The following is a 26,052-nucleotide window of genomic DNA, read 5'->3' on the forward strand; positions in this document are numbered from 1 at the left end:
GACGTTGTGTTTCATTCTTTCTCGTTCAGTTTTCAATGTCCTCTCACTCGTCTCTCTCGTCGAGTGCCCATTTATATTACCATCTCTTCTTTCTTTTGTAAAGCTTTTTCTCTATCTTTTTTTCCTTTTTTCTCTGTTTCCTCCTTTTTTTCCCTTTTCATCGATATTTTTTTGAATTATTTTTGATAATTAATAGTATTTTTCTTATTTTTATTTAATAATTTATTAAAAAAATCCATTTGGATAATTCCAAATGGATTCTAATTTTTATTATTGAGCCATTTTTTCTAGACGAGCACGACGTTTTTGAGCATCAGCTTGACATTTAGCCATTAATTGTTCAGCATGTTCTGGATTAACTTTTAATAATTGTGAGAATCTGTTTTCACCTAATAAGTAATCTTTAAATCCATCAAAGTTTGGAGTTTTAGAATCTAATTGTAATGGATTCTTTCCTTGTTCTTCTAATCTTGGATCATATCTTAATAAGTTGAAATATCCACAATCAATTGCACGTTTTTGTTCAGCTTGATGATTTGCTAAACCACCTTTAATACCATGTGCTTGACATGGAGCATAGGCGATGATTAATGATGGTCCATTATAGCTTTCAGCTTCTTTCATTGCTTTAATTGTTTGTGCTGGATTTGCACCCATAGCAACTTGAGCAACATAAACATGACCATAAGCCATAGCGATTTGTGCTAAATCTTTCTTAGCTCCTGTCTTACCACCAGCAGTAAACTTAGCGATAGAACCAGCTTGAGATGATTTAGAAGATTGTCCACCTGTATTTGAATATACTTCAGTATCTAATACTAAAATGTTAACATTTTCATTATTAGCAATAACATGGTCTAATCCACCATAACCGATATCATAAGCCCATCCATCTCCACCAACAATCCATTGAGATTTAGAAACTAAGTTACCCTTATTATCTAAAACTTCTTTAATTGCTTCATTTGAAGAGGCTTCTACTAATTTTAATAATTCTGGAACAATTGCTTTTTCTTCACTTCTTTGTCCTTTTACAGATAAGTATTTTTCAATTGTTTCTTTTAATTCAGGTTCACAAGCATCTTTAGCTTCTTCCATTACTTGAATCATATGAGCTTCATTATAGTTTTGAGCAAGTTTCATACCATAACCAAATTCAGCATTATCTTCAAATAATGAGTTACACCATGCAGGACCTTGACCATTTTTATCAGTTGTAAATGGTGTAGATGGTGTAGAACCAGAATAAATTGAACTACATCCAGTTGCATTTGCAATCATCATATCTGATCCAAATAATTGAGTTGCTAATCTGTAATATGGAGTTTCCCCACATCCTGGACAAGCACCAGACACTTCAAAGTATGGTCTCTTGAATCCAACACCTTTTACAGTAGTTGTAGGATATTTATCATCACGATATTCTACTTCTTTATAAATGTAGTCAGCTAATGGAGCATGTTCTAATTCTTCATGAACATTAACCATTTTTAATGCTTCACCTTTTTTATTTCCTAAACATTGTTCAACACATAAACCGCATCCAACACAGTTATCTGGTGAAACTTGAATTCTATAAGATAATCCGTCAACACCTTTACCCATAGGTTTTAAAACATCATTAGAGATATCTTCTGGTGCATTAGCAATTTCTTCATCAGTCATTAAGAACGCACGAATTGTAGCATGAGGACAAACCATAACACAGTTGTTACATTGGATACAGTCATCTTTATTCCATTGAGGAACCATTGTTGCAATTCCACGTTTTTCCATATAGGCCATTCCAGATTTCATAGAACCATCTAATTTATCCATGAATGCTGAAACTGGTAAATCATTACCATCTAAAGCATTGATTACAGAAACGAAATTATCAAAATGATCATCACCTGTTAATTTTTTAGTTTCTTGAATTTCTAAATCAGCCCATTTTGGATCTACTGTTACTTCTTCAATTGCATCTTTACCTGCATCAATTGCTTTGTAGTTTAATTGAACAATGGCATCACCTTTTTTACTGTATGATTTTTTAGCCATTTCTTTCATATATTCTACCGCTTTATCAATTGGTAAAATTTGTGGATTTAATGCAAAGAATGCAGATTGTAAAATAGTATTTGTACGACGTCCCATACCAATTTCCATAGCAATCTTATTCGCATTAATAATATAGAATTTAGCATTCTTTGTAGCTAATTGTTTTTTCACTCTATTTGGTAAATAATCAGCAATTTCTTCTTTAGAAAATTCTGTATTTAATAAGAATGATCCATTTTTCTTTAAGTTTTTCAACATATCATATTTTAATACATAGTTATCTAATGAACATGAGATAAAGTCTGCATTATTTACATAATATGTAGCACGAATTGGTGAAGCCCCAAATCTTAAGTTAGAACGAGTTGTTCCACCTGCTTTTTTACTATCATAAGCAAAGTAAGCTTGAGAATATAAATCTGTATGATCTCCAATAATTTTAATAGATGATTTATTAGCTGATACAGTACCATCTGATCCTAAACCATAGAATAGACATTCTGTATAATCACCTGTTACATTGAATTCTTCAGTTGGTAATGATAAATGAGTAACATCATCAACAATACCAATAGTAAAACTATTAAATGGATTATCAGAATTTAAATGATCATAAACAGCTTTAATTTGTGCAGGATTTGTATCTTTAGAACCCATTCCATAACGTCCACCAATTAAAACTTCAGCATTTTTAACAACACTACATACATCTAAGTATAATGGTTCACCAGCAGAACCTGGTTCTTTTGTACGATCTAAAACCGCAATTTTCTTAGCTGAAGCAGGTAATGCTTTTAATAAGTATTTTGCTGAGAATGGACGATATAAATGAACTTTTACTAAACCAACTTTTTCACCTGATTTAGCCATTTCATCAATTGTATCTTTAATTGTTTCAGTAACAGAACCCATTGCAATAATAACTCTATCAGCATTAGGATCACCATAATAAGTAAATGGTGCATATTCTCTACCTGTTACTTCTGATATTTTTTTCATATAGTCAGCAGCAATTTCCACAACTGCATCAATATGTTTATTTTGGGCTTCTCTACCTTGGAAGTAGATATCATCATTTTCAGCCCCACCACGTTCGATTGGATTAGTATGAGGATTCAATGCATTTGCTTTAAATTTTGCTAAAGCTTCTTTATCTAATAAGCTTTCTAATACATCATAATCCATCACTTCTACTTTTTGAATTTCATGAGATGTTCTAAATCCATCAAAGAAATGCATTACTGGAACAGATCCTTTAATTGCTGTTAAATGAGCAACTCCCCCTAAATCCATAACTTCTTGTACTGAATGAGAACAAATCATTGGAATACCTGTTTGACGACAAGCATACACATCTTGGTGATCACCAAAGATATTAAGTGAACGAGTTGCTAAAGCACGTGCAGCAACATGGAATACACCAGGTAAATTTTCACCAACAATTTTATACAAGTTTGGGATCATTAGTAATAATCCTTGAGATGCAGTAAATGTAGTTGCTAAAGCTCCGCCTTGTAAAGCCCCATGAACCGCACCAGCAGCACCTGCTTCTGATTGCATTTCAATTACATTTACAGGAGATCCAAAGATATTCTTCATACCATTTGCAGCCCATGCTTCAGCATGTTCAGCCATTGGAGATGAAGGTGTGATAGGATAGATACTTGCTACTTCAGAAAATGCATACGCAACATGAGCAGCAGCTTGGTTACCATCCATTGACAAATATTTCTTAGCCATAATTAAAAAATTCCTCCTTTTGCTTATATTATTATACTACTTTCCAAGCATTTTGACTACACGAATTCATGAATTCGCTTACTATTTCTATCAAAAAATAAAAATAGGACATTTAGTCCTATTAATTTTTACTTGTTTCATAAGCAGTAATTGCACCAACAACTATAAATAATATAGAAATCAAATCCCCATATTGTGCCATAGCTATTTGAAAACACATTGATATAGATAACATTTGACGCCAAAAAACATAATACATTACCGCAGGAGCAAAAAACGTACCCAACACATAACATATAATCGAAGCAATACCAACCTTTTGACTTCCATATTTTGCTATTTTTAAAACAATGCTTCCTGTAAAATAACCCGTTAGAATATTAAAAAAGGAAAAGCTCCATCCAATTTGTAAACCAATCAGTTCAAAAACAATTGTTGAAAACATTGCAATTACTGTACCTATAACAATTATTTTTATATAATCAATCGTTGATAAATGATAATCATTATTTTGATTAAAAAATTTTTTAGCTTCTTGTCTTTGTTTATACTCAGTATATTTCTCTTGAAAATTCATCATTCTCTCCTAATTTATTATTTTTTCTTTTTTTGTAGTTACTTTTTCTAAAATGACAGTTGCTATAAAACCACCTATTAATCCTCCTAAATGTCCTGTAAGGGAAATAGAAGGAACAGCCACCGAAATAAAAAGCATCAATAAAACACTTGTTGCTATTTGTTTAAATAAATAACTGTAAATATCTCCATACATTATCGACAACGCTAAAAGCGATCCAATTAATCCAAAAATAATGCCAGAAATACCACCCATTACACTGCTTGTACCAATATTAAAAAATAAAAACAAAATATATGAAAATAGTGTTGTTGAAATCATTGAAACAACAATAACTATCGCATATTTCTTTTCTTTTAATATTCTTTCCATTAATGTGCCTAAATTATATAAAGAATAAACATTACAAAAAATATGCATCAATCCAAAATGAATAAAATTTGCTGTAATAAGTCTATAATATTCATGGTAATAGTAAACATATAAAGGATTAAAGCCTCCTGTTTGTATTCCTTGCATAGCAGACATAGATAAACCGTATTTTAAAGAAGTGTATATATACACAATAATACTCATTGCCATTAATAAATAAGTTATTTTATACATTTTATATTCTCGAATCATTAGCATCTCCTATAAATTCAAATATTGACATTTGATCAATATTGACTTCTTCAACATCTTCTTTTTTATTCAATTCATAAATCTTTTCAAAGCTCATATCTGAAATAATATTTTTTAAATACAGTGGCGTTGTTTTCATTTCTAATAACCTTTGATTACCAAAGCAATCATTATCAAGAACTAATGAAGTTGTCCAATTATGATGCATATTATGCATTATTGTAAACCAAGTAGCACCACTATTAATTTTACTTGAAACAACAATTTGAAATTTTGATAAACCACATACATAACTGTTTCGATCAATTGCATGTGTAACGGTAAATCTTTTAATTGGATCAACAGCACTTAAAAAAACAACTCTCCCTGATTTAATGCTTTTTTTATATTCTTCTATTTTATCATACATGTTTTCACAAACAAAGCAAATAATTTTACTGTGATGATGTAATCCATAATAAAAAGCTTCCTGATCCACTCCTTTACAATCGTTAGAAATCAACCATTTATCTTCATCATTGATTTTATCAACAAGTCGCCTAACACACCCTTTTTCTTTTTTTGTGACTGTTTGCAAACCAGTAATTGAAATACCTTCAAAGTCCGTTGGTAATTGTCCTGCTACAAACAAATAAAGTGGTGCATTTTTTTTCATCTTTCTAATAAGCACTTGTGGAAAATCTTCATCATACTTAGTAATAATACGTATTCCTTGCTGTTCATATTCACGTAGCTTTTTTAAAAAAAGATGTGTCGATTTCATTCTTCGCACAATTTTATAAGCACTATATTCAGAAATTTCCAACATATTCATCAATTCATTACTATCCAATCCAAACAAGCTACTTGGTCCATTCAAACCATGAATTTTTAAGTTTCTTTCAACATCTTGCCACTCTTCTCCCGTTAAAGCAACCTCAATATCAGCATGAAAATCACATGTACATAACATCATAGCCAAACTATTTAAATTCAACATCATTTCTTTCATAATAATCACCTTTATGATTATTATAGACCAATCTTGACATAAAAAAAAGCTATGATATCACATCATAGCAATATTAAAAGACAACAACTAATAACATTTTAAATTGTTCTTTTCCATAGACTGCATGTGGTAAACCTGCAGGCATTACAATTGATTCACCTTCATGTAAAATATATTTTACATCATCGATTGTAATTTCTCCTTCACCATCTAAGCAAGTTACAAAAGCATCTCCGCCACTTTTATGAGAACTAATTTCTTCACCTTTATCAAAAGAAAAAAGTGTTACGCTTAAAGCTTCATTTTGAGCCAATGTTTTAGAAACGACTTGTCCTTTTTGATAGGCTACTTCTTCTTTTAATTTTAATACTTTTTGTTTATCAATATTTTTTAACATAATATTTCCTCCAATAAGAGTATTTTACCATATTCCTACTTATTAATCATGAGATATGCTCTTTTTTATAAATTTAATTACTTCATCTAGCATTTCTTCACAAAAAAACATTGGGCCTCCATGGTCCGCACCTTTCATACGATAAAAAATAACATCTTTATTTTTTTCTTTTAAAGCTTTATAAAGATTTACACTTTGTTTAAAAGCAACTAAACGATCTTTTGTTCCATGAGCAATTAAAATAGGTGGAATATCTCCATCTAAATAAGTCATTGGATTTGTTTGACGAGCAATATCCAAATGCTCTAAAACATTTTTTCTTCCAATCAAATACCCTTCGGGACTATCTGGTTGTTGATGATTTTCTGTTGTTGGAAAACCATCTTCCATCGTAATATCAACTACACCATAAAAATCAATAATAGCACGTACTTCATGAGAATATTCAGGATACAATGTTCCATTAAACAACGGAAGTTTACATGTAAGTCCGCTTACTAAAGCAACATGTCCGCCTGATGAATCGCCAAATAAAAAAACATTTTTTTCATCAATAAAATATTCTTCATGATGTTTTCTTAAAAATCGAATTGCAGTTTTTGTATCTTCTATTTGTGCTGGAAAAGGTGCCAAATCACTTTCACGATATTGGACAATAGCCACAACAAATTCTTGTTTACATAAATAGTTTAACTGCCCAACATGTTGATAAACATTTTGTTTGTGCCATGCAGAGCCTTGAACATATACAATTAATGGAAATTTTTCGTTTTTCATCACTCTTTTACGAGGAACTAATATTTGTAAAACACGACTGATTCCATTTACATTCATATATTCAACATTTGGAATATACATTGTATCCATTTCTTGATCAGACATCATGCGTGTTTGCATTCCCTCAATGCAAGTTTCATCTTCTATCATTTCTTCATATGTCATTTTATCATCTCCCAGTATTTATTATTTCATCTAAAGAAAAAAACATCAACCATCAAATCATTTACAAATAAAAAGAGAGTAGTCTTCACTACCCTCCTTATAAACTATTTACCCATTTTTTCTTTAACAGCAGCTTGAGCAGCAGCTAAACGTGCTAATGGTACACGATATGGAGAACATGAAACATAAGTTAAACCAATTCTATGACAGAATTCAACAGTTCTAGGATCTCCACCATGTTCACCACAGATACCTAATTTAATATCTGGACGAACTGGTTTTGCTTTATTGATAGCAATTTGCATTAATTGTCCAACACCATTTTCATCAATATGAGCAAATGGATCAGATTCAAAGATATTCTTAGTATAATATTCATTTAAGAATTTAGCAGCATCATCACGAGAGAATCCATAAGTCATTTGAGTTAAGTCATTTGTACCAAATGAGAAGAATTCAGCTTCTTTAGCGATTTCATCTGCAGTTAATGCGGCACGAGGAATTTCAATCATTGTACCAACTTTATATGGTAATTCAACACCTGCTTCTTCGATAATAGCATCAGCAGTTTTACATACAACATCTTTTACATATTTTAATTCTTTAATATCTCCAACTAATGGAATCATAATTTCAGGAACAACATTTTGTCCTTCTTTATTAACAGCAATTGCAGCTTCAATAACTGCTCTTGTTTGCATTTCAGCAATTTCTGGATAAGTAACTGCTAAACGGCATCCACGATGACCCATCATTGGGTTGAATTCTTTTAATGATTCAACACGTGCTTTTAACGCATCAAATGTCATACCTAAACTTTCAGCTAAAGGTCTAATTTCTTCATCTGTATGTGGTAAGAATTCATGTAAAGGTGGATCCAAGAAACGAATTGTTACTGGATAAATTTCCATTGCTTTAAATAATTCTTTAAAGTCAGATCTTTGATATGGTAAGATTTTTTCTAGAGCTTCTTTTCTTGCTTCTACTGTTTCAGCAGTAATCATACGTCTAAAGTTGAAAATTCTTTCTTCTTCGAAGAACATATGTTCTGTTCTACATAAACCAATACCTTCTGCTCCAAATTTACGAGCTTGTAAAGCATCTCTTGGAGTATCAGCATTTGTTCTAACTTTTAATGTACGTACATCATCAGCCCATGACATGAATGTTTCAAAGTCACCACTGATTTCAGGTTCTACAGTTTTAATTCTTTCACCGTAAACATTACCTGTACTTCCATCTAATGACATATAGTCACCTTCATGATATTTTTTACCATCTGGTGTCATTAATACTTTAGCTTCTTCATCAACTCTTAAGCTTCCGCATCCACATACACAGCAAGTACCCATACCACGAGCAACTACAGCAGCATGTGATGTCATACCACCACGGATAGTTAAGATACCATGAGCGATATTCATACCTTCGATATCTTCTGGTGAAGTTTCAAGACGAACTAATAAGATATCTTGTACACCATTTTTATGAGCTTCAATTACATCTTCTGCAGTGAAGTAAATACGTCCTGTAGCAGCACCTGGAGAAGCAGCTAATCCTGTAGCTACAACTTGAGCACATTTTAATGAAGTTTCTTCAAAGTTTGGATGTAATAATTGATCTAATTGTCTTGGTTCTACTTTTAATAAAGCTTGTTCTTTAGTAATCATTCCTTCATTTACTAAATCAACTGCAATTTTTAAAGCAGCTTGTGCAGTTCTTTTACCATTACGAGTTTGTAACATGAATAATTTACCATTTTCAATTGTAAATTCCATATCTTGCATATCTCTATAATGTTCTTCAAGAATGTCACATACTTTACAGAATTGTTCATAACATTCTGGCATTACATCATTTAATGTAGCAATTGGTTGAGGTGTACGAATACCAGCAACAACGTCTTCACCTTGTGCGTTCATTAAGTATTCACCAAATAATTTCTTTTCACCAGTTGCAGGGTTACGAGTGAAAGCAACACCTGTACCAGAAGTATCCCCTGTATTACCATAAACCATTTGTTGAACGTTTACTGCAGTTCCCCATGAACCAGGAATATCATTTAAACGTCTATAAGTGATTGCACGATCATTGTTCCATGAACGGAAAACAGCTTTAATAGCTTCCATTAATTGAACTTTTGGATCTTGTGGGAATTCAACTCCTGCATGTTTTTTGTATTCTTCTTTATAAATAGCAACAACTTCTTTTAAATCATCAGCAGTTAAATCTGTATCAAATTCAACTCCTTTTTCTTCTTTAATATCGTCGAATTTTCTTTCAAATGAGCTTTTTGGGAATCCCATAACAACATCAGCAAACATTTGAATAAATCTTCTATAACTATCATATACAAATCTTTCATTATTTGTAATTTTAGTAAATCCAGTAGCTACTTCATCATTTAAACCTAAGTTTAATACTGTATCCATCATACCTGGCATAGATTCTCTTGCTCCAGAACGAACAGATACTAATAATGGATTTGTTGGATCTCCTAATTTTTTTCCAGTTTCAGCTTCTAATTCAGCTAATTTATTATCAATTTGCGCACAAATTTCAGGTGAAATTTGTTTTCCATCTTCATAATAAGCAGTACAAGCTTCTGTTGATACAGTAAATCCTTGTGGAACAGGTAAACCAATGCTTGTCATTTCAGCTAAGTTTGCACCTTTACCTCCAAGGATGACTCTCATATCTTTATTTCCTTCTTTGAATGAGTAAACATATTGTTTCATTTCAATCAATCCTCCTAATTAATCAACTAATATAATTATACACATGATAGCCCTTACATTCAAGTGTAAATTGTTACCGCTTTCATAAATTTCGCTAATTTATTCGATTTTATCACCAAATATTTTTTTAAAAAAAATAGAACAAGGACAGCTTATCTGCTGTTTGCTTGTTCTATTTCTACTTTACGACCATTTAATTTTTCTTTTTGACAATTCTTTAAAACTTTCTTTACAGCTTTGTCATTAATATTAACAAACGTAAATTTTCTTTTAATATCAATTCCTTGAATATCATTTTCCTTAATATGTGCTTTTGAAACTAAAAAATTAATGATATCTTTTTTCTTTGCCTTATCCATTGATCCTACTGTTAAAAATAAACGTGTATACCCTTCGTTAGCACCTTTTTTTCGTTTAGACGATGCTTCTAATTTTTCTTTTGAATATGGATAACCAATTTCTTGATTTAAAGAAAGTTCAATAAGTGCAGCTGTTACATCTTTTAACATATGATGATCAATTTGATTAACCAAATCCTTCATTGGTTTATGTTCGCCATTTAAAATCATATCTTCAATTTTATACATTAATTCTGTTACTTTATGTTGATGGATTTGTGTTAATGTTGGCACTTCCAATTTTTCAATATGAGATTTGGTTTTTCTTTCGATTTCTTTTAAATATCTTTCTTCTCTTCCAACAACAATTGTATAGGCTTTTCCTTCACGATTTGCACGCCCAGTACGTCCAATACGATGTACATAAAGGTCAACTTCCTGTGGTAATTCGTAATTGATAACATGGCTAATATTTTCAACATCAATCCCCCTAGCAGCAACATCTGTTGCAATTAGATAATGAATTGTTCCTTCTTTAAACTTTTTTAAAGTACGCATACGATGATCTTGATTTAAATCGCCATGCATAGCTTCCACATTATAATTAGCCTTTTGCATTTGTTCCGTTACTTCATCAACACTTCTTTTAGTACGGCAGAAAATAATTCCTGATTGTACCGTTTCGCTATCAATAAGACGACATAACGCTTCAAAACGATCTTTTTGTTTAACTTCAAAATAATATTGTTTAACTGTATTAGCTGTAATCGTCTTTTGTTTAACTTGGATATGTTTATAATCAGGCTTCATATATTTTTTGGCAATCTTTTTAATACCATCTGGCATCGTTGCTGAAAATAGCATTGTTGTATGTTCTGGATTTGTTTTAGAAATAATTGTTTCAATATCTTCAATAAATCCCATATTTAGCATTTCATCTGCCTCATCTAAAACAACATAAGAAACTTCATCTAATTGAAGAACATTACGTCTCATTAAATCCATCATTCTACCAGGTGTTCCAACTACAATATCGACACCTTTTTTTATAGTTTTAATTTGTTTTTCAATGCCACTTCCACCATAAACACATGCAAATCGTAAAGAACTATACTTGCCAATCTTTTTAAGTTCCTCATGAATTTGCATTGTAAGCTCTCTCGTTGGTGACAAAATATAAGCTTGTGGTTTCTTTTTACTTTTTTTAATATTTGTAAGTAATATACTAGAAAACGCTAAGGTTTTTCCTGTTCCTGTTTGTGCTTGACCAATAACATCATAGCCACTCAAAATGACAGGTATAATATTTTCTTGAATAGGTGTTGGTTTTTCAAAACCTATTTCATTAATTGCTTTTAATAATTCTTCACTTAATCCTAATTTTTCAAATTTATTCATTCATTTTCTCCTCAAGTTTTTCGAGTATAACACAATTTATTTTAAAATGCAAAAAAAGAATGCATTAACATACATTCTTTAAATTACCCATTAAAAATCCTTGAATATTTTCAATAACTAAATCAAATAAACGATTTCTTGCTTCTACAGTGGCCCATGCGATATGTGGTGTCATTAAAAGCTTTGAAGCATCATTAATTTGAAATAATGGACTTTCTTTTGCAAGAGGTTCACTTTCAAAAACATCTAACCCTGCACCAGCAATTTCATTATTTTGTAGTGCTTCAACAAGTGCTTTTTCATCAACAATGCCCCCACGGCCAACATTGATTAAAATAGCATTTTCTTTCATAAGTTTGAATGATTTCTCATGAATAAGCCCCTTTGTTTGTTCATTCAAAGGACAATGAATAGAAATAATATCACTTGTTTTTAACAATGTTTCTAAATCAACTGATGTATAATCTTGTTGCGTATTCTTTCCACTTGTTGAATAGTATTGAACTTGACATCCAAATGCATTTGCTATTTTAGCAACTGTACGTCCAATATTTCCCATACCAATAATTCCCCATGTTTTTTCATTCAATTCATAAAAATGAGGTCCGATATGACTAAACATACCACTTTCACTATATTTTCCACTTTGTATATATTCATGATAATAGCTGTTTTTATGTAATAAGTCTAGTGCTAAGGCAAAAGTATGTTGTGCAACACTTAAAGAAGAATAACCTGCTACATTACACACAGTAATACCACGACGATGACAATAATCTAAATCAACGTTATTAACTCCAGTTGCTGTGATACAAATCAATTTAACTTTAGCAGCATATTGTAAAACATCTCCTGTAAGCAAACATTTATTTGTAATAATTATATCTGCATCTTGAATACGTTCAATCACTTCTTCTGAATTACTTTGTTTGTAAGTTGTTACTTGCCCAAATTGATTTAATTTTGATAAATCAATATCATCACCTAAACAAATGCTATCTAAAAAAACGATACTAAAGGTCTTTTTTTTTAAGATATTTAAAATATCGTCATAAGTTTTTCCTGAAAAATATTGTCCTAAGCGAATTGCTTCATTAATATCTAAAATAGAACTTTCATGTAAAATACCTTTCATTTCATTATCTTCAAATTCAAAGCTTAAATATTTATTTAAAAGACAAATTCCTAAAGCTCTTGATGTCATTTCCTTATCTTTTTCAATATCTTCTAAAATATTTTGAATAAAAGTTGCATCTTCTTGAATACATTTAGAAAGTGCATCTTCTACTTCAATTCCTTCAAATAAATGATTTCTAAAACCATCATGATAAAGAAGAGGTAATACAACATCATAAACATTCATTGGAACATGTCCATAACCTTTCGTAAAATTATATAGGATAGCAAGTCCTAAATTTTCATCTTTCATTTTATCAACTAATTTCATTTTCATCCTCCATAAATAATTTTATTTTCACACGATGCCTTTCTTGCTTCGTAAGATCATCATAGAATACAAAACAATACTTAAACCTTTGTTCATTTCTATTATATTTTAATAAATTATAACTTAAATAACGACTTTTTCTTTCTTTAGTACCCCCACCACAAGAAGAACCGCCAGCCATAATATAGCTATTTTCTTTTTTTACAACACATGGAATATGTTTATGTCCATGAAAAATATAACGTACATGATGTTTTTCTAACCAATACATGACATCTTGTGCATCTACAAGTGCTTTGGTCGAATCAGCAATTTTCCCCATAAACAATTTTTCATTCCATTTTGTCTTTAAAAAGTCATCTTTTCTAAGCGGCATTAAATGATGATGCATCATTGCAATCAATGTATAATCCTCTAAATGTTCAATCGATAAAAGTTCATCTTCAATTTCTTGTAAAAGCCTTTGACCTACCATACCACGTGCAAGATTTCCTTGAGAAGTTGAATCGATTTTAATTACAATCATTTTAACATCAGGATATACTTTAATATTTTCTCCTAATAAGTAAGCAACCACTTTTGTTTTCTGCCTTTTCAAAATGTTTAAGCCATAAACAATCACATCATGATTTCCTAAAACAAATGTTACATCACTATGGTACATCCTTCTTAAACGATTCATAAAATGAGATGCTGCATACATATTTTTACGATTAGGAGAATTCATCAAATCTCCAGTAATCAAAATTTTAAGTTGGTGATCATGAGGAAGCATATGATAAAGTTCATCTAAGCTGTCTTGTAATACAATAAGACCACTATCTGTTTTTTTTGTACCTAAATGAAGATCACTTAATTGAATAAAATACTGATCTTCATTTGTTGGACATTTCCTTTCAAAAATTTTATCTTCCTCTATTAATCTAAAGCCTTCTTTTACATCCTCCATATTTTTTACAGGGTAGAAAACGCTTTGTTCATCTTTAAATATAAAAACACCTGGCCAACGATCTATTTGATAAAGAGCATTCAAAAAAAGATGGTAGGGTCCATATAAAGAAATATCCTCTTTCAATGCTTTTTTTATACAGAAAACTCTCATTACTTTATAATCATAACAATCATCAATTTTTTCAAAAAATCGTTCATCTTTTCCAGATAATAAAATCACTTGATACTTTTCTTTTTCACCAGCAACATATTTATGAAAATCTTGCGCATAACTTGTTTTAAAAGCAGTATCATATATTTCAAAGTTTTTACTTCTGAAAAGCAACTCACATTCATTTTTTTGAATTTGATGAACAAAAGGAAAATGAATATTCTGTTTTGTCAACCAATTTTTAAATTCTTCAAGTTGTTCATAACTTGCATAAACATCTCTAAATGACTTTTTACCTTCTTTAAAAATAAAATTAAAATAGAGATTCATCAAATCATACTCATTCATGCATGTCACCTCCTACATATTATACACAAAAAAAAGCCTAACGAATAGGCTTTTAGAATTTTAAATTTCTTGGAGTTCTTGGGAATGGTTCAACATCTCTAATATTTTGCATACCAGTTAAATACATTAAGAAACGATCGAATCCTAAACCAAATCCAGCATGTTTACATCCTCCAAAACGACGTAAATCCATGTACCATTGTAATCCTTCTTTGGCCATACCTTTTTCATCCATGATTTTTTCTAAGACATCATATCTTTCTTCACGTTGTGATCCACCAACAAGTTCTCCAATTCCTGGAACAAGTAAATCACAAGCAGCTACTGTTTTTCCATCATCATTTAAACGCATATAGAATGCTTTGATTTCTTTAGGATAATCTGTTAAAAATACTGGTCCACCAACGATTTTTTCACAAATATAACGTTCATGTTCTGAATTTAAGTCCATACCCCATTCAACTTTATTTTCAAACTTAACATCTGCTTTTAATAAATAATCAATTGCTTCTGTATAAGTCATACGTTTAAAGTCGCTGTCTCTCACTGCTTTAATACGTTTAATACATTCTTTATCAATCATGCTTTCAAAGAATTTCATTTCTTCTGGAGCATTATCTAAAACATAATCAATACAGTATTTAACCATATCTTCAATTAAATCCATATCATCTTCTAAATCAGCAAAAGCAATTTCTGGTTCAATCATCCAAAATTCGCTTGCATGTCTTGAAGTATTTGAATTTTCCGCTCTAAAGGCAGGTCCAAATGTATAAACATCACGATATGTTAATGCAAAAGCTTCAACATGTAATTGTCCTGTAACTGTTAAATAGGCTTCTTTTCCAAAGAAATCTTTATCAAATTCAGTATTATCAATTGTTGTTGCTCTAAACATTTCTCCAGCACCTTCACCATCATTTGAAGTAATAATTGGTGTATGCACATAAACGAATCCTTGATTTTGAAAGAATTCATGAATAGCCATTGATAAAACCGATCTTAATCTAAAGATTGCATAAAAAGTATTTGCTCTTGGTCTTAAATGAGGAATTTCTCTCATATATTCAAAAGAATGTCTTTTCTTTTGTAATGGGAAATCTTCATCACAAGTTCCTTCTACCACTAAATGTGTTGCTTCAATTTCAAAAGGTTGTTTTCCTTCTGGAGTTAATTTTAATTTTCCAGTTACTTTAACAGCGCTTCCTGTAGAAATATGAGAAGCTTCTTCATAATTATCAATAATTTCATCTAAATACACAACTTGCACATTTTTAAAATATGTTCCATCATTTAAAGCTAAAAATCCAACTTTCCCACTATTTCTATTTGTACGGATCCATCCTTGTAATTCAACATATTCAATTCCATCTAATTGATCTCTATCATTGATATATAATTCATATAATTCTCTTACTGTAATAAATTCAAACATTTTTCTCTCCCTATTCTTGATCATTTGATTTCATTTTAATTACTAATTCTTGAATAGCTACCACAACATCTACTGTTTGGACTTCTACGCCTTCATGAACCATAAAATGACTATGTGTAAAATCTACAATTCCTTTAATACCCAATTTCATTAAACGATCTACTGTTTCCTGAACATTTTCTGAAATTGCTAAAATAGCAATTTTACAATCGCTTGGGAAAGTTTCTTCTAATCTATCAATATGACAGATTTTAACCCCAAATCTTTCCCCTTCTTTATTTTTATCCATATCGTAACCACAGACAATTTTACCAACTGTATACTGCCAACGATTATACTTTAAAATGGCACTTCCTAAATTACCAACACCAATTAAAATAATAGGCTCATCTAATCCAAGACCTAATACCTCACTTAATCCATCAATAAGATGCTTTACATCATAGCCTCGACCACGTCTTCCAAAATTATCTGTTTTTGATAGATATGTAAAGTCACGTCTAATTGTTGTATCTTGTATTCCTGTAATTTCATAAAGTTCACTCGACAAACATGTTTCTTTTCCTTCATGTTGCATTTTTCTAAGTGCTTTTAAATAAACAGGAAAACGGGACATCGTCGCTTTCGATATTTTTTTCTCCACACTAATCCCCTCCTATTGATTCTAATTCTAAATCGAGATGTGGTTTAATGCCAAGCGATAAGTCACTAAACTTATTATTATCATACATAACTTTTCCTGCTAAAGCAATCATCATTGCATTATCTGTACAACATTTCATCGGTGGAAGGGATAATTGCACACCTTTTAGCATAGCTACTTGAGCTGTCATTTTTTCTCTTAACCCTTTATTTGCTGAAACACCACCAGCTAGCATAATTTCTTTAACACCATATTCTTTAGCAGCCCTCATTGTTTTATCTACTAAAACATCAACTACAACATTTTGAAAAGAAGTGGCTAAATCATTTTGATTGATTTCCAATCCTTTTTGATGATGATTATGTGCTAAATTGATTACCGCAGATTTTAAACCACTAAAACTGAAATTATAACTATCATCATCTAAAGGTTTAGGTAAATGGTAACTTGCATTTCCTAAATGTGCCATTTTATCTAAAACAGGTCCTCCAGGATAAGGTAAATTTAATACTCTTCCTACCTTATCATAGGCTTCTCCTACAGCATCATCCAAAGTTTCACCAATTACTTCAAACGAATACGGTTTTTTCATCAATACAAGTTCTGTATGTCCACCACTAACAACAAGACACAATGCAGGATAAATAATATCCTTTTCAAAATTATTAGCATAAATATGTCCTGCAATATGATGAACACCAATTAATGGTTTATCATAAGCTAAGGAAAGTGTCTTAGCTACTTGTAAACCAATATGTAAAGAACCAACAAGTCCTGGCCCTTTTGTTACACATATAGCATCAATATCTTCCATTTTTACATTTGCTTTTTTTAATGTTTCTTTTAAAACAACCGACACACATTCTACATGCTTACGACTAGCAATTTCAGGAACAACACCCCCATACATAGCATGTATATCAATTTGACTGGCAACCACACTACTTAAAAATTCTCTATCATCTTTTAAAACAGCCATAGCCATTTCATCACAACTTGATTCGATTGCTAATAATAAAGACATTTCTATCCCTCCAATTCCTTGATCATTAAATAAGCATCTTCACCATTACTATAATACCTTTTTCTAATAGCAACATTTTTAAAACCAAATTTTTGATAAAGTGCTATTGCTTTTACATTTGAAACACGTACTTCTAAGTTAACATTTTGATAATGTAACTCTTCACTTTTTTCAAGAGCATATTCCATCAATTGACTCGCATAACCTTGTCCTTGATAATGACGATCTGTTGCAATCGTTGTAATTTGGCATTGATCTCCTAAAAACCATAGTCCGATATATCCAATAATTTGGTTTTCTTTTTCCATAACATAATATCCCGCCATGGGATTTTCTTTTATTTCATGTTTAAAATCTTCTTCGTTCCAAGGTGATAGAAAAAGATCTTTTTCTAATTCTACAACTTTCTTTAAATCTTCTTCTTTCATTTCTTTTATTGACATATCTTCTTAGCCTCGACTTCCTTAATATATCTTGGAACAAGACCATCCACATTTTCTATTTCTTTTTCTAAAGTTGAAAGCACATAAATATTATGAGCAAGATCAGTTTCTTTTTCTGATAATCCTATTAACTCTGTATCCCCAACAATTTCATAATCACTGTATTGCTTTTGATAATTTTCAAACTCATCTAAAGAAATAATACAATCTTCAACAACTGTTTTTCCTTCATTATAAATACCTAAAAACACTTTTTTACTTCTGGCATCTAAAATCGAAATTGCTTTTTTCATTCCTGCCATTGCTTTTAATGAAGAAACTGTCTTTATTTTAATATTCATTGTCGCATTTAATGTTTTAGCAATTGTTAATGCAACACGTACTCCTGTATAAGAACCAGGACCAATTGTAATGACCATTTCATCAAAATCACTCATCTTCAAATGATTTTCTTGCAATAATTTTTGCAAATAAACGATTGCATATTCTGATTGTTTTCGATTTCCTTCTTCTTGTAAAGAAGCTAAACATTTTTGATTTTCATATAAAGCTACTACTAAATATTTATTAGCACTATCCATGACAATTGTTTTCATAATCAATCTCCTTTACAAGTTCTTCATATTTTTTTCCAACTGGATTTAAAACAAATTCTCTTTGATCATCATCTATTCTTTTAATCGTTATTGCTAAACGTTCTTGAGGTAAAATTTCTTCTAAAAATTCTGGCCATTCAACCACACAAATATCATCACTATCAAAGATTTCTTCAAAACCTAAATCTTCACTTTGCCCTTCTAATCGATAAGCATCAAAATGAGATAATTGATAATTTCCTTGATATTGTTTTAAAATTGTAAAAGTCGGTGAATTAATAATCCTTTTAACACCTAAACCTTTTCCTATTCCCTTAGTAAATGTTGTTTTTCCTGCACCTAAATCACCATTAAGTGTCAACAACATATGAGGTTCTAGTAATTTTCCTAAATATTCACCAAAAGCTAATGTTTCATCTCTATTATTTATAGTAATCACTTTTTCCATAATAACCCTCTTTTAAATCTTGGTAAAAACTATACCATTTCTTAGTAAAATCCTGATCAAATGGTCCACCTTTTTTTATAGCCAATTCAATCAAAATATCTAGCTGCTTCTTTAAAATCTTATCTAATTCATCACTATAGCCCATTTCTCGAGCATGTTGACGATATTCTTCTTGATCTAAAATACGATAATTTCCATCTGGAAAAACCTTCAAATCTAAATCATAATCAATATATTTTAAAGCTTCTCCATCATATAAAGTTGGTGAAGCAATATTACAATAATAATACACACCTGTTTTTCTAATCATGCAAATCACATTATACCATTTATGTTTAGGCATATACCAAATGGCAGGTTCACGTGTATGCCACATTCTTCCATCTGATTCTGTCACCAATGTTCGATTATTAATAACAATGTAATGATCATCTGTTTCTTGTAAAACAAGCCCCTTCGACCAACATCTATGTATTTTACCATTATGTTTATATCCATGTATTAAGATTTTCTTTCCTACAATATCTTCCACAACAAACGACTCCTTATTAACATTTACATTATACACAAATTCATCTTTCTTTCAAAGAAAAAAAGACTCGAAACGAGTCTTATAAATGAACTGCTTTTTTAAGTCTTGGATATAAAATCACAAACAAAACAAAACATGCAATGATTGTAGCTATATTATAAGGTAAGTTATAAGTTAAGTTTGCTTTTAATGGTGTTTGAAAAGCATACCATCCTGAAATTAAATGACAAATTGTTTTTAAAACACCCATTACAACAATTCCAATAGGCAATTCATACTTGCCTACCTTTAATAAAGGAATAAGTGGTGTAAGACCAATCAAGATCATTGGTAACAAATAATCAAAGATTACAGATAAAGGACCATAGAATGTCGCAAGTCCTAAAGCAAAATGTAGTCCTAAACAAACAAGAGAAACGATTAAGCTATAACCCCAATTCATTAAATAGCCACATAAAATAATTGCAACAAGTGAAAAGGCACAGTTACCACCTTTTGGCATCTCATAAAATTTAGTGCAATATTCTAAAACAACTTGCATTGCCGCAAACATTGCCATATAAGCCATATTCTTCGTAGTTAATTTAATTTTCATATTCATCCTCCTTTAAAAACGAGGCAAAATAAAAGCCTTTTTACATACGCAAAAAGGCAAATAAACTATTTTGCACTCTCTACGCTAGCATTACCTAGTTCAGATTATAAGGGACAAGGCTATCACCTTTCTCAGCATTTTGCGCCCCTGGCAAGTCTTATTATAAATCAATCTCTTCTTTTTTCAATCTTTTTATAGTTTTTTCTTCCTTGTCAGTGTTATAATGGAAAAGTATTAATAAGGAGGACTTAAATGTTATGTCAAAAATTATTTCTGTAAACGCTGGAAGTTCATCTTTAAAATTCCAATTATTCGAAATGGATGATGAAACCGTTATCACTTCTGGTGTTATTGAAAGAATTGGTTTAGATGATTCTATCTTTACTATTAAGTATAATGGAGAAAAAGATGTTACAACTTTACCAATTGAAAACCATAAAGTTGCCGTTCAACTTTTATTAGACACTTTAATTAAAAAAGAAATTGTTAAAGATTTAGATGAAATCAAAGGTGTTGGTCACCGTGTTGTACAAGGTGGGGCTTATTTTGATCAATCAGTCATTATTGATGAAGATGTTGTTTCTAAAATCGATGAACTAAAATCATTGGCACCTTTACACAACCCTGCTCACTTAACAGGATACTATGCTTTTAAAGAAGCAATTCCTAATGCTGGTGCCGTTGCTGTTTTTGATACAGCATTCCATCAAACATTAGAACCAAAAAGCTATATTTATCCAATTCCTTACAAATATTATGTAGAAAACAAAGTGCGTAAATATGGTGCTCATGGAACAAGTCATTTCTATGTTTCATCTCGTTGCCGTGAAATGATGGGAAATCCTGAACATTCACGTATCATTGTGGCTCACTTAGGAGCTGGTGGTTCATTAACTGCTGTCAAAGACGGTAAATCAATCAATACATCTATGGGCTTCACTCCTCTTGCTGGAATCATGATGGGTACACGTTCTGGAGATGTTGATCCTTCAGTTATCGACTATTTGATTGAAGAAGTTGGATTAGATATGAAAGAAGTCATCAAGATGCTTAATAAGGAATCTGGTTTACTTGGTGTTTCTGGTGTATCTAGTGACTTTAGAGATGTACAAGAAGCTGCTGCTAATGGTAATGAAAGAGCACAACTTGCTTTAGATATCTTCTTTAGAAGAGTAATTGCTTATATCGGTCGTTACTTCATTGCTTTAGGAGGAGTTGATGCTATTTGCTTTACAGCAGGTATTGGAGAAAATTCATTCTTTGCTAGAAAAGAAATATGTAACTTATTAGCTGAAGCTTTAGGTATTGAAATCGATGATGATGCTAATGTTAATGGTAAAGGTGATCGTTTAATCTCTACACCAAATAGTAAAGTTAAAGTTTATGTTATCCCTACAAATGAAGAATTAGTTATCGCTAGAGATACTAAGAGATTATTAAACTTATAAAAAATCAAGGTCTCAAACGAGACCTTTTAATTTTCTTCAAAAATAATATGTTTTATGTAATCTTTTATTTTTTTCCTATCTGTAAGCACATCACAAAATGTCTTTCTCATATCTAATCTTTGAATATCAACAACACGCATATCACTTATCTGCATTCTACTTTTTATGCGATATTTTCTAATTCTAGCAACAATATCTAGCTCATATTCTGTAGATTCTATTGCATCTTTTTTTATGGATGTACAAGGAATCACCAACATTTTAGACCCAAAATCTTTTAAAACATAACACCAATGACCATCCATCAATTCTTTAGGAAATCCCCTGCCTATATTAAAGTAAGCCATTTGATGGATCATTGGTCGACGATGTACATGATAATATGTTTGATCCGGTTCATTATTTTCATCTTCTACCAACTGACAATAGAAGTATTCCAATTGTCTTGTTTGATGCAACAAAGAATAGGTATATTTTTCTACATCGTAACATTCTGTTTCTTTCAAATTTTTTAAAGATTTTTTCATTTCATCCATATTATGTTCCATAGACATTTCTATTTTTTTGCCTTTCATAAAAACACCTCCATTATTATATCGTAAAAAAAAATTATTTTTTCTTCTTTTTTTTAAAAAAATTTGGTGTTGATTTATAAATAAGTACTCTATATAATAGATGCGGTTATAAAATGAGACTTAAAACATGAGCGCCAGGACTGCATTGCAGTTGACGAGGACTAGACTTATCGAAAGATTCGGCGGATGGTCTAGAGGTATGATACTACCTAAACGATGAACAAAACCTACAAGTGATTGTAAAACAAATTCATCCGGTATCCTCTTTTTTATAACCACACATATAAATATATAAAAGGAGGATTTTTTAATGTGTGGAATTACTGCTATTAGTGCAAACAAAGAAGCTCTTCCATTTTTACTTCAAGGGCTTGAAAAACTAGAATACCGAGGATATGATTCAGCCGGTATTACAACAATTGAAAATAATCATTTATTTACAAAGAAGGCTAAAGGTCGCCTTCAAAATTTAAAAGACTTATTAAAAGATGAAAATATTTTAGGACATGTAGGGATTGGTCATACAAGATGGGCAACTCATGGAATCCCATCAAATTTGAATTCTCACCCTCATACAAACAATGATGAAACTATTTCTTTAGTTCATAATGGGATTATTGAAAATTATAGAGAATTAAAAGAAATCTTGATCTTACAAGGATATAAGTTTCATTCTGAAACAGATAGTGAAGTTGTTGTTCATTTAATGGATTACTACTACAAAAAAGAAAAAGATATGTTAAAAGCATTACAACGTGTTATTACTCGAATTGAAGGAAGTTATGCTTTATGTATCGTTTCAACAATTGAACCTGATAAAGTTTTTATCGCTAAAAAAGATAGCCCATTAGTTATTGGAAAAACAGCAGATGCTTCTGTTGCTGCTAGTGATATTCCAGCAATCTTAGATTATACAAAAGACGTTTATTTCTTAGAAGATTATGAAATTGCTGTTTTAAATAAAGAAAATATTTCTTTCTTTGATCAATATGGAAATCCTATTGAAAAAGAAATCACTACTATTCCATATGATAATGAAGCTGCTCAAAAAGGTGGTTATGATACCTTTATGTTAAAAGAAATTCATGAACAACCTTATGCCATTGCTGAAACACTAAGAGGTCGTGTTGAAGGAACTGATAGAATTGTTTTACCTGAATTAGATGCTATTCACGATAAATTTAAAACTTTCAATAAAGCTTACTTTGTTGCTTGTGGAACTGCTTATCATGCTTGTCTTTCAGGAGCTAATATCTTAGAAAGATTAACAGGGATCCCAACTTTTACACAAGTAGCAAGTGAATTTAGATATTGCGATCCAATCGTTGATGAAAAAACAATGTGCGTCTTTGTTTCTCAATCAGGAGAAACTGCTGATACAATGGCCGCTTTACGTTTAGCTAAAGAAAAAGGCTGTACAACAATTGCAATTGCAAACGTTTTAGGATCATCTATTTCTCGTGAAGCTGACCATACAATTTATACATGTGCTGGTCCTGAAATTGCTGTTGCTTCAACAAAAGCTTATACAACTCAATTAATTGTCTTATTATTACTTGGCATGTATATTTCTCAAGCTTTAGGAAATGAAAATGAAGATTATAAACGTATTATTGAAGGTATTGCTTCTTTACCTCAACATATTGAAAATATTTTAAAAGATGAAAAAATATTTGAACACTATGCGTCTTATTTAAAAGATTTAAAAGATGCTTATTATATTGGTAGAAGCTTAGACTATGCAACTGTTTTAGAGGGAGCTTTAAAATTAAAAGAAGTTTCATATGTTCATGCTGATGCCTATATTGCAGGTGAGTTAAAACATGGCCCAATTGCATTAATTGAACAAGGAAGTTTAGTAATTGCTGTTGCAACGCAACCTCGCATTGCTGCTAAAACAATTTCTAATATTCAAGAAACAATTGCACGTGGTGCCAATGTTATCTTATTTACAATCAATGGACAAGAGGTAGGAAATGTTAAAGAAACATATATTTTACCTGATGTTGATCCAATCTTACAATCTGTTTTAGTTGCTGTACCTTTACAACTAATTGCTTACTATGCTGCTGGTCTTAAAGGATGCGATGTAGATAAACCTCGTAACTTAGCAAAATCAGTTACAGTTGAATAAAAAGAAAACTCTATGATGTGCATTTCATAGAGTTTTTTATAGCATATTTTATTATGCTAAAAAAAAGCGCTCATGCGCTTTTTTAACTATCTTCTTAATCCTAATCTTTTTACTAAAGAAGCATATCTTTCGATATCTTTATTTTTTAAGTATTTTAATAAATCTCTTCTTCTACCAATTTTCTTTAATAAACCTCTGTTTGAGTGTTTATCTTTTGGATGTTGTTTGAAGTGACCATTTAATTTGTTGATATCTGCAGTTAATACAGCGATTTGTACTTCTGGAGAACCAGTATCTCCTTCTTTAGTAGCATATTCTTTCATGATAGCTTGTTTTTCTTGTTTAGTTAACATTTCATTTATCCTCCGTATGTTAATATCTTGGCAATATCCAAGCTATACGTTGAGTATTCGCATATCCTAGACATTGTTGCACGACTATTATAACAAAATACTTTATAATTTCAAAGACTTTTTTTAATTATTTTTCTAATCTCTTGTATATTGTTTTTTTGCTTCATATTATTAAAGATTAATAATATGAATGGTGCAACAACAAGTCCCCAAATCCCGATAAACTTCATCAAAAGATACATAGTCACAAACATATAAAGTGCAGGTATTTTGATTTCTTTAGATAACAAATGCGGTTCTAAAATATTTCTCATCAATGCAATAATCCCATAAAGAATTAAAAGTTTTAATGAAAGAGCAGTTTGATTTAATAAAGCAAGTATGATAATCCAAGGAAACATAATCATTTCAATTCCTAATATTGGAAAAAAATCAAAAAAAGAAATAAAAAAAGATAAATTTAAAGCCTGTTTTATACCAATAACTTTAAAGCCTAAAAAAAGCCCTATAAACGTCACAATAAATAAAATACTATATGTTTTAATAACAATAAAGAATGTTTCTATAAAAGAAGATATAAGCATTGTATAAAAACCTTCTTTATCTTTTAGAAAAAAAGGCTGATGAAATAAAAAAAGAAGTGTTAAAAAAAAATAAATAAAAAAACACGCAATAAAATGAACCATATTCATTGCAAATGATACAAGATAATGAACACTTGTTGAAAGAATATTTTGAATAAATATTTGAATTTGTTGATAAAATTGTGTAAAAAAAGAAATAAGATATTGATGTGTTAGAAGTTCTTGATAAAGATTTTCAATAAAATCTGGTAAAAAAGAAAGTGTACTAACAAAGAAAAATCCAGAAAATAGAATAAAAAGAAATAAACAGATATATATCAAAATAAAGATCATCATTGTCATCATTGTTAAAAGTATTTTATTTTTTATATGCATCTTTTTTAAAATCAAATCAATACATGGTCTTAATAAAATTGCTGATAAATAGCTTAAAACAACAATTAAGCATTTCTTAAATAAAATATAAAGAATTAAACACCCTATACTAAAAATAATTCCATAATATAAAAAATTTATTAACCAACGTTTTTTCTTTTCCATATTATAAAATATAAAAAAAG

23 protein-coding genes and 1 riboswitch are annotated in these 26,052 nt (G+C 30.5%); of the genes, 2 read left to right on the forward strand and 21 right to left on the reverse strand.

Annotation, left to right across the window (positions count from 1 at the left end; translation table 11 throughout):
• Nucleotides 1–270 precede the first annotated feature (270 nt).
• The 18 genes from nifJ to ACLVEP_RS01715 form a co-directional block, all read right to left on the reverse strand.
• Complete coding sequence (nifJ, locus tag ACLVEP_RS01630) at nucleotides 271–3,780, reverse strand: pyruvate:ferredoxin (flavodoxin) oxidoreductase (RefSeq protein WP_412582369.1); 3,510 nt, start codon at nucleotides 3,778–3,780, stop codon at nucleotides 271–273.
• A 121-nt stretch (nucleotides 3,781–3,901) separates the two neighbouring features.
• Entirely contained in the window at nucleotides 3,902–4,357 is a 456-nt protein-coding gene (locus ACLVEP_RS01635) for a hypothetical protein (RefSeq protein WP_318000503.1), read from the reverse strand.
• Nucleotides 4,358–4,366: 9 nt separating this feature from the next.
• Nucleotides 4,367–4,981, reverse strand: coding sequence for a rhomboid family intramembrane serine protease (locus ACLVEP_RS01640; RefSeq protein ID WP_412582371.1), 615 nt, complete (start codon nucleotides 4,979–4,981; stop codon nucleotides 4,367–4,369).
• Nucleotides 4,965–5,972, reverse strand: a complete 1,008-nt coding sequence (locus ACLVEP_RS01645; RefSeq protein WP_412582373.1) for a DNA-processing protein DprA — start codon at nucleotides 5,970–5,972, stop codon at nucleotides 4,965–4,967. Before ACLVEP_RS01645 ends, ACLVEP_RS01640 begins: the two co-directional genes overlap by 17 nt.
• Nucleotides 5,973–6,045: 73 nt before the next feature.
• The gene (locus ACLVEP_RS01650; RefSeq protein WP_412582375.1) at nucleotides 6,046–6,369 is read right to left on the reverse strand and encodes a cupin domain-containing protein; all 324 of its coding nucleotides are present in this window, start codon (nucleotides 6,367–6,369) and stop codon (nucleotides 6,046–6,048) included.
• A 42-nt stretch (nucleotides 6,370–6,411) separates the two neighbouring features.
• Nucleotides 6,412–7,311: an alpha/beta hydrolase fold domain-containing protein gene (locus ACLVEP_RS01655; protein WP_412582377.1), complete on the reverse strand. Its 900-nt coding sequence runs from the start codon at nucleotides 7,309–7,311 to the stop codon at nucleotides 6,412–6,414.
• Nucleotides 7,312–7,415: 104 nt separating this feature from the next.
• Nucleotides 7,416–10,049 (reverse strand): pyruvate, phosphate dikinase, encoded by a 2,634-nt coding sequence (gene ppdK / locus ACLVEP_RS01660; RefSeq protein WP_412582381.1) that lies wholly within the window; start codon nucleotides 10,047–10,049, stop codon nucleotides 7,416–7,418.
• A gap of 152 nt (nucleotides 10,050–10,201) precedes the next feature.
• Complete coding sequence (locus tag ACLVEP_RS01665; RefSeq protein WP_412582382.1) at nucleotides 10,202–11,785, reverse strand: DEAD/DEAH box helicase; 1,584 nt, start codon at nucleotides 11,783–11,785, stop codon at nucleotides 10,202–10,204.
• Nucleotides 11,786–11,849: 64 nt separating this feature from the next.
• Nucleotides 11,850–13,232: a D-2-hydroxyacid dehydrogenase gene (locus ACLVEP_RS01670; RefSeq protein WP_412582383.1), complete on the reverse strand. Its 1,383-nt coding sequence runs from the start codon at nucleotides 13,230–13,232 to the stop codon at nucleotides 11,850–11,852.
• Nucleotides 13,219–14,682 (reverse strand): metallophosphoesterase family protein, encoded by a 1,464-nt coding sequence (locus ACLVEP_RS01675; RefSeq protein ID WP_412582385.1) that lies wholly within the window; start codon nucleotides 14,680–14,682, stop codon nucleotides 13,219–13,221. The genes ACLVEP_RS01670 and ACLVEP_RS01675 overlap by 14 nt, the downstream gene beginning before the upstream one ends.
• 52 nt (nucleotides 14,683–14,734) lie before the next feature.
• The gene (gene asnS / locus ACLVEP_RS01680; protein WP_412582386.1) at nucleotides 14,735–16,117 is read right to left on the reverse strand and encodes an asparagine--tRNA ligase; all 1,383 of its coding nucleotides are present in this window, start codon (nucleotides 16,115–16,117) and stop codon (nucleotides 14,735–14,737) included.
• A gap of 10 nt (nucleotides 16,118–16,127) precedes the next feature.
• Nucleotides 16,128–16,760, reverse strand: a complete 633-nt coding sequence (locus ACLVEP_RS01685) for a redox-sensing transcriptional repressor Rex (RefSeq protein WP_412582388.1) — start codon at nucleotides 16,758–16,760, stop codon at nucleotides 16,128–16,130.
• A gap of 1 nt (nucleotide 16,761) precedes the next feature.
• The gene (gene tsaD, locus ACLVEP_RS01690; RefSeq protein ID WP_412582390.1) at nucleotides 16,762–17,784 is read right to left on the reverse strand and encodes a tRNA (adenosine(37)-N6)-threonylcarbamoyltransferase complex transferase subunit TsaD; all 1,023 of its coding nucleotides are present in this window, start codon (nucleotides 17,782–17,784) and stop codon (nucleotides 16,762–16,764) included.
• Nucleotides 17,785–17,786: 2 nt separating this feature from the next.
• Entirely contained in the window at nucleotides 17,787–18,227 is a 441-nt protein-coding gene (rimI, locus tag ACLVEP_RS01695; RefSeq protein WP_412582392.1) for a ribosomal protein S18-alanine N-acetyltransferase, read from the reverse strand.
• Nucleotides 18,218–18,823 (reverse strand): tRNA (adenosine(37)-N6)-threonylcarbamoyltransferase complex dimerization subunit type 1 TsaB, encoded by a 606-nt coding sequence (gene tsaB / locus ACLVEP_RS01700; RefSeq protein ID WP_412582394.1) that lies wholly within the window; start codon nucleotides 18,821–18,823, stop codon nucleotides 18,218–18,220. Before tsaB ends, rimI begins: the two co-directional genes overlap by 10 nt.
• Nucleotides 18,801–19,271, reverse strand: a complete 471-nt coding sequence (gene tsaE / locus ACLVEP_RS01705; protein ID WP_412582397.1) for a tRNA (adenosine(37)-N6)-threonylcarbamoyltransferase complex ATPase subunit type 1 TsaE — start codon at nucleotides 19,269–19,271, stop codon at nucleotides 18,801–18,803. The genes tsaB and tsaE overlap by 23 nt, the downstream gene beginning before the upstream one ends.
• Complete coding sequence (locus ACLVEP_RS01710; RefSeq protein WP_412582400.1) at nucleotides 19,246–19,803, reverse strand: DUF402 domain-containing protein; 558 nt, start codon at nucleotides 19,801–19,803, stop codon at nucleotides 19,246–19,248. The genes tsaE and ACLVEP_RS01710 overlap by 26 nt, the downstream gene beginning before the upstream one ends.
• A gap of 79 nt (nucleotides 19,804–19,882) precedes the next feature.
• Nucleotides 19,883–20,398 carry an energy-coupled thiamine transporter ThiT gene (locus ACLVEP_RS01715; RefSeq protein ID WP_412582402.1) on the reverse strand — a complete coding sequence of 172 codons (516 nt, stop codon included), beginning with the start codon at nucleotides 20,396–20,398 and terminating at the stop codon, nucleotides 19,883–19,885.
• Between the two features lie 58 nt (nucleotides 20,399–20,456).
• Nucleotides 20,457–20,557: riboswitch (TPP riboswitch) on the reverse strand.
• A gap of 98 nt (nucleotides 20,558–20,655) precedes the next feature.
• Between ACLVEP_RS01715 and ACLVEP_RS01720 the strand changes: the two genes are divergently transcribed.
• Nucleotides 20,656–21,846, forward strand: coding sequence for an acetate/propionate family kinase (locus tag ACLVEP_RS01720; protein WP_412582404.1), 1,191 nt, complete (start codon nucleotides 20,656–20,658; stop codon nucleotides 21,844–21,846).
• 26 nt (nucleotides 21,847–21,872) lie between these two features.
• Here ACLVEP_RS01720 and ACLVEP_RS01725 read toward each other — a convergent pair whose 3' ends face one another.
• A complete protein-coding gene (locus ACLVEP_RS01725; protein ID WP_412582406.1) occupies nucleotides 21,873–22,421 on the reverse strand; it encodes a hypothetical protein in 549 nt (182 codons plus the stop codon).
• A gap of 310 nt (nucleotides 22,422–22,731) precedes the next feature.
• Here ACLVEP_RS01725 and glmS point away from each other — a divergent pair, with 310 nt between their 5' ends.
• The gene (gene glmS, locus ACLVEP_RS01730; RefSeq protein WP_412582407.1) at nucleotides 22,732–24,555 is read left to right on the forward strand and encodes a glutamine--fructose-6-phosphate transaminase (isomerizing); all 1,824 of its coding nucleotides are present in this window, start codon (nucleotides 22,732–22,734) and stop codon (nucleotides 24,553–24,555) included.
• Nucleotides 24,556–24,641: 86 nt separating this feature from the next.
• Here the strand turns inward: glmS and rpsO are convergent, their stop codons facing one another.
• Together rpsO and ACLVEP_RS01740 are read right to left on the reverse strand one after the other, a co-directional pair.
• Nucleotides 24,642–24,908: a 30S ribosomal protein S15 gene (rpsO, locus tag ACLVEP_RS01735; protein WP_048924511.1), complete on the reverse strand. Its 267-nt coding sequence runs from the start codon at nucleotides 24,906–24,908 to the stop codon at nucleotides 24,642–24,644.
• 110 nt (nucleotides 24,909–25,018) lie between these two features.
• Nucleotides 25,019–26,032, reverse strand: coding sequence for an AI-2E family transporter (locus tag ACLVEP_RS01740; RefSeq protein ID WP_412582410.1), 1,014 nt, complete (start codon nucleotides 26,030–26,032; stop codon nucleotides 25,019–25,021).
• Nucleotides 26,033–26,052 lie beyond the last annotated feature (20 nt).

This window comes from Faecalibacillus sp. (assembly GCF_047023275.1).
Classification (GTDB): Bacteria; Bacillota_I; Bacilli_A; order Erysipelotrichales; family Coprobacillaceae; genus Faecalibacillus.

Coding starts and splice junctions, on each gene's coding strand:
- nifJ (WP_412582369.1), bottom strand. CDS start 3,780: ATGGCTAAGAAATATTTGTCAATGGATGGTAACCAAGCTGCTGCTCAT.
- ACLVEP_RS01635 (WP_318000503.1), bottom strand. CDS start 4,357: ATGAATTTTCAAGAGAAATATACTGAGTATAAACAAAGACAAGAAGCT.
- ACLVEP_RS01640 (WP_412582371.1), bottom strand. CDS start 4,981: ATGATTCGAGAATATAAAATGTATAAAATAACTTATTTATTAATGGCA.
- ACLVEP_RS01645 (WP_412582373.1), bottom strand. CDS start 5,972: ATGAAAGAAATGATGTTGAATTTAAATAGTTTGGCTATGATGTTATGT.
- ACLVEP_RS01650 (WP_412582375.1), bottom strand. CDS start 6,369: ATGTTAAAAAATATTGATAAACAAAAAGTATTAAAATTAAAAGAAGAA.
- ACLVEP_RS01655 (WP_412582377.1), bottom strand. CDS start 7,311: ATGACATATGAAGAAATGATAGAAGATGAAACTTGCATTGAGGGAATG.
- ppdK (WP_412582381.1), bottom strand. CDS start 10,049: ATGAAACAATATGTTTACTCATTCAAAGAAGGAAATAAAGATATGAGA.
- ACLVEP_RS01665 (WP_412582382.1), bottom strand. CDS start 11,785: ATGAATAAATTTGAAAAATTAGGATTAAGTGAAGAATTATTAAAAGCA.
- ACLVEP_RS01670 (WP_412582383.1), bottom strand. CDS start 13,232: ATGAAATTAGTTGATAAAATGAAAGATGAAAATTTAGGACTTGCTATC.
- ACLVEP_RS01675 (WP_412582385.1), bottom strand. CDS start 14,682: ATGAATGAGTATGATTTGATGAATCTCTATTTTAATTTTATTTTTAAA.
- asnS (WP_412582386.1), bottom strand. CDS start 16,117: ATGTTTGAATTTATTACAGTAAGAGAATTATATGAATTATATATCAAT.
- tsaD (WP_412582390.1), bottom strand. CDS start 17,784: ATGTCTTTATTATTAGCAATCGAATCAAGTTGTGATGAAATGGCTATG.
- rimI (WP_412582392.1), bottom strand. CDS start 18,227: ATGTCAATAAAAGAAATGAAAGAAGAAGATTTAAAGAAAGTTGTAGAA.
- tsaB (WP_412582394.1), bottom strand. CDS start 18,823: ATGAAAACAATTGTCATGGATAGTGCTAATAAATATTTAGTAGTAGCT.
- tsaE (WP_412582397.1), bottom strand. CDS start 19,271: ATGGAAAAAGTGATTACTATAAATAATAGAGATGAAACATTAGCTTTT.
- ACLVEP_RS01715 (WP_412582402.1), bottom strand. CDS start 20,398: ATGAAAATTAAATTAACTACGAAGAATATGGCTTATATGGCAATGTTT.
- ACLVEP_RS01720 (WP_412582404.1), top strand. CDS start 20,656: ATGTCAAAAATTATTTCTGTAAACGCTGGAAGTTCATCTTTAAAATTC.
- ACLVEP_RS01725 (WP_412582406.1), bottom strand. CDS start 22,421: ATGAAAGGCAAAAAAATAGAAATGTCTATGGAACATAATATGGATGAA.
- glmS (WP_412582407.1), top strand. CDS start 22,732: ATGTGTGGAATTACTGCTATTAGTGCAAACAAAGAAGCTCTTCCATTT.
- rpsO (WP_048924511.1), bottom strand. CDS start 24,908: ATGTTAACTAAACAAGAAAAACAAGCTATCATGAAAGAATATGCTACT.
- ACLVEP_RS01740 (WP_412582410.1), bottom strand. CDS start 26,032: ATGGAAAAGAAAAAACGTTGGTTAATAAATTTTTTATATTATGGAATT.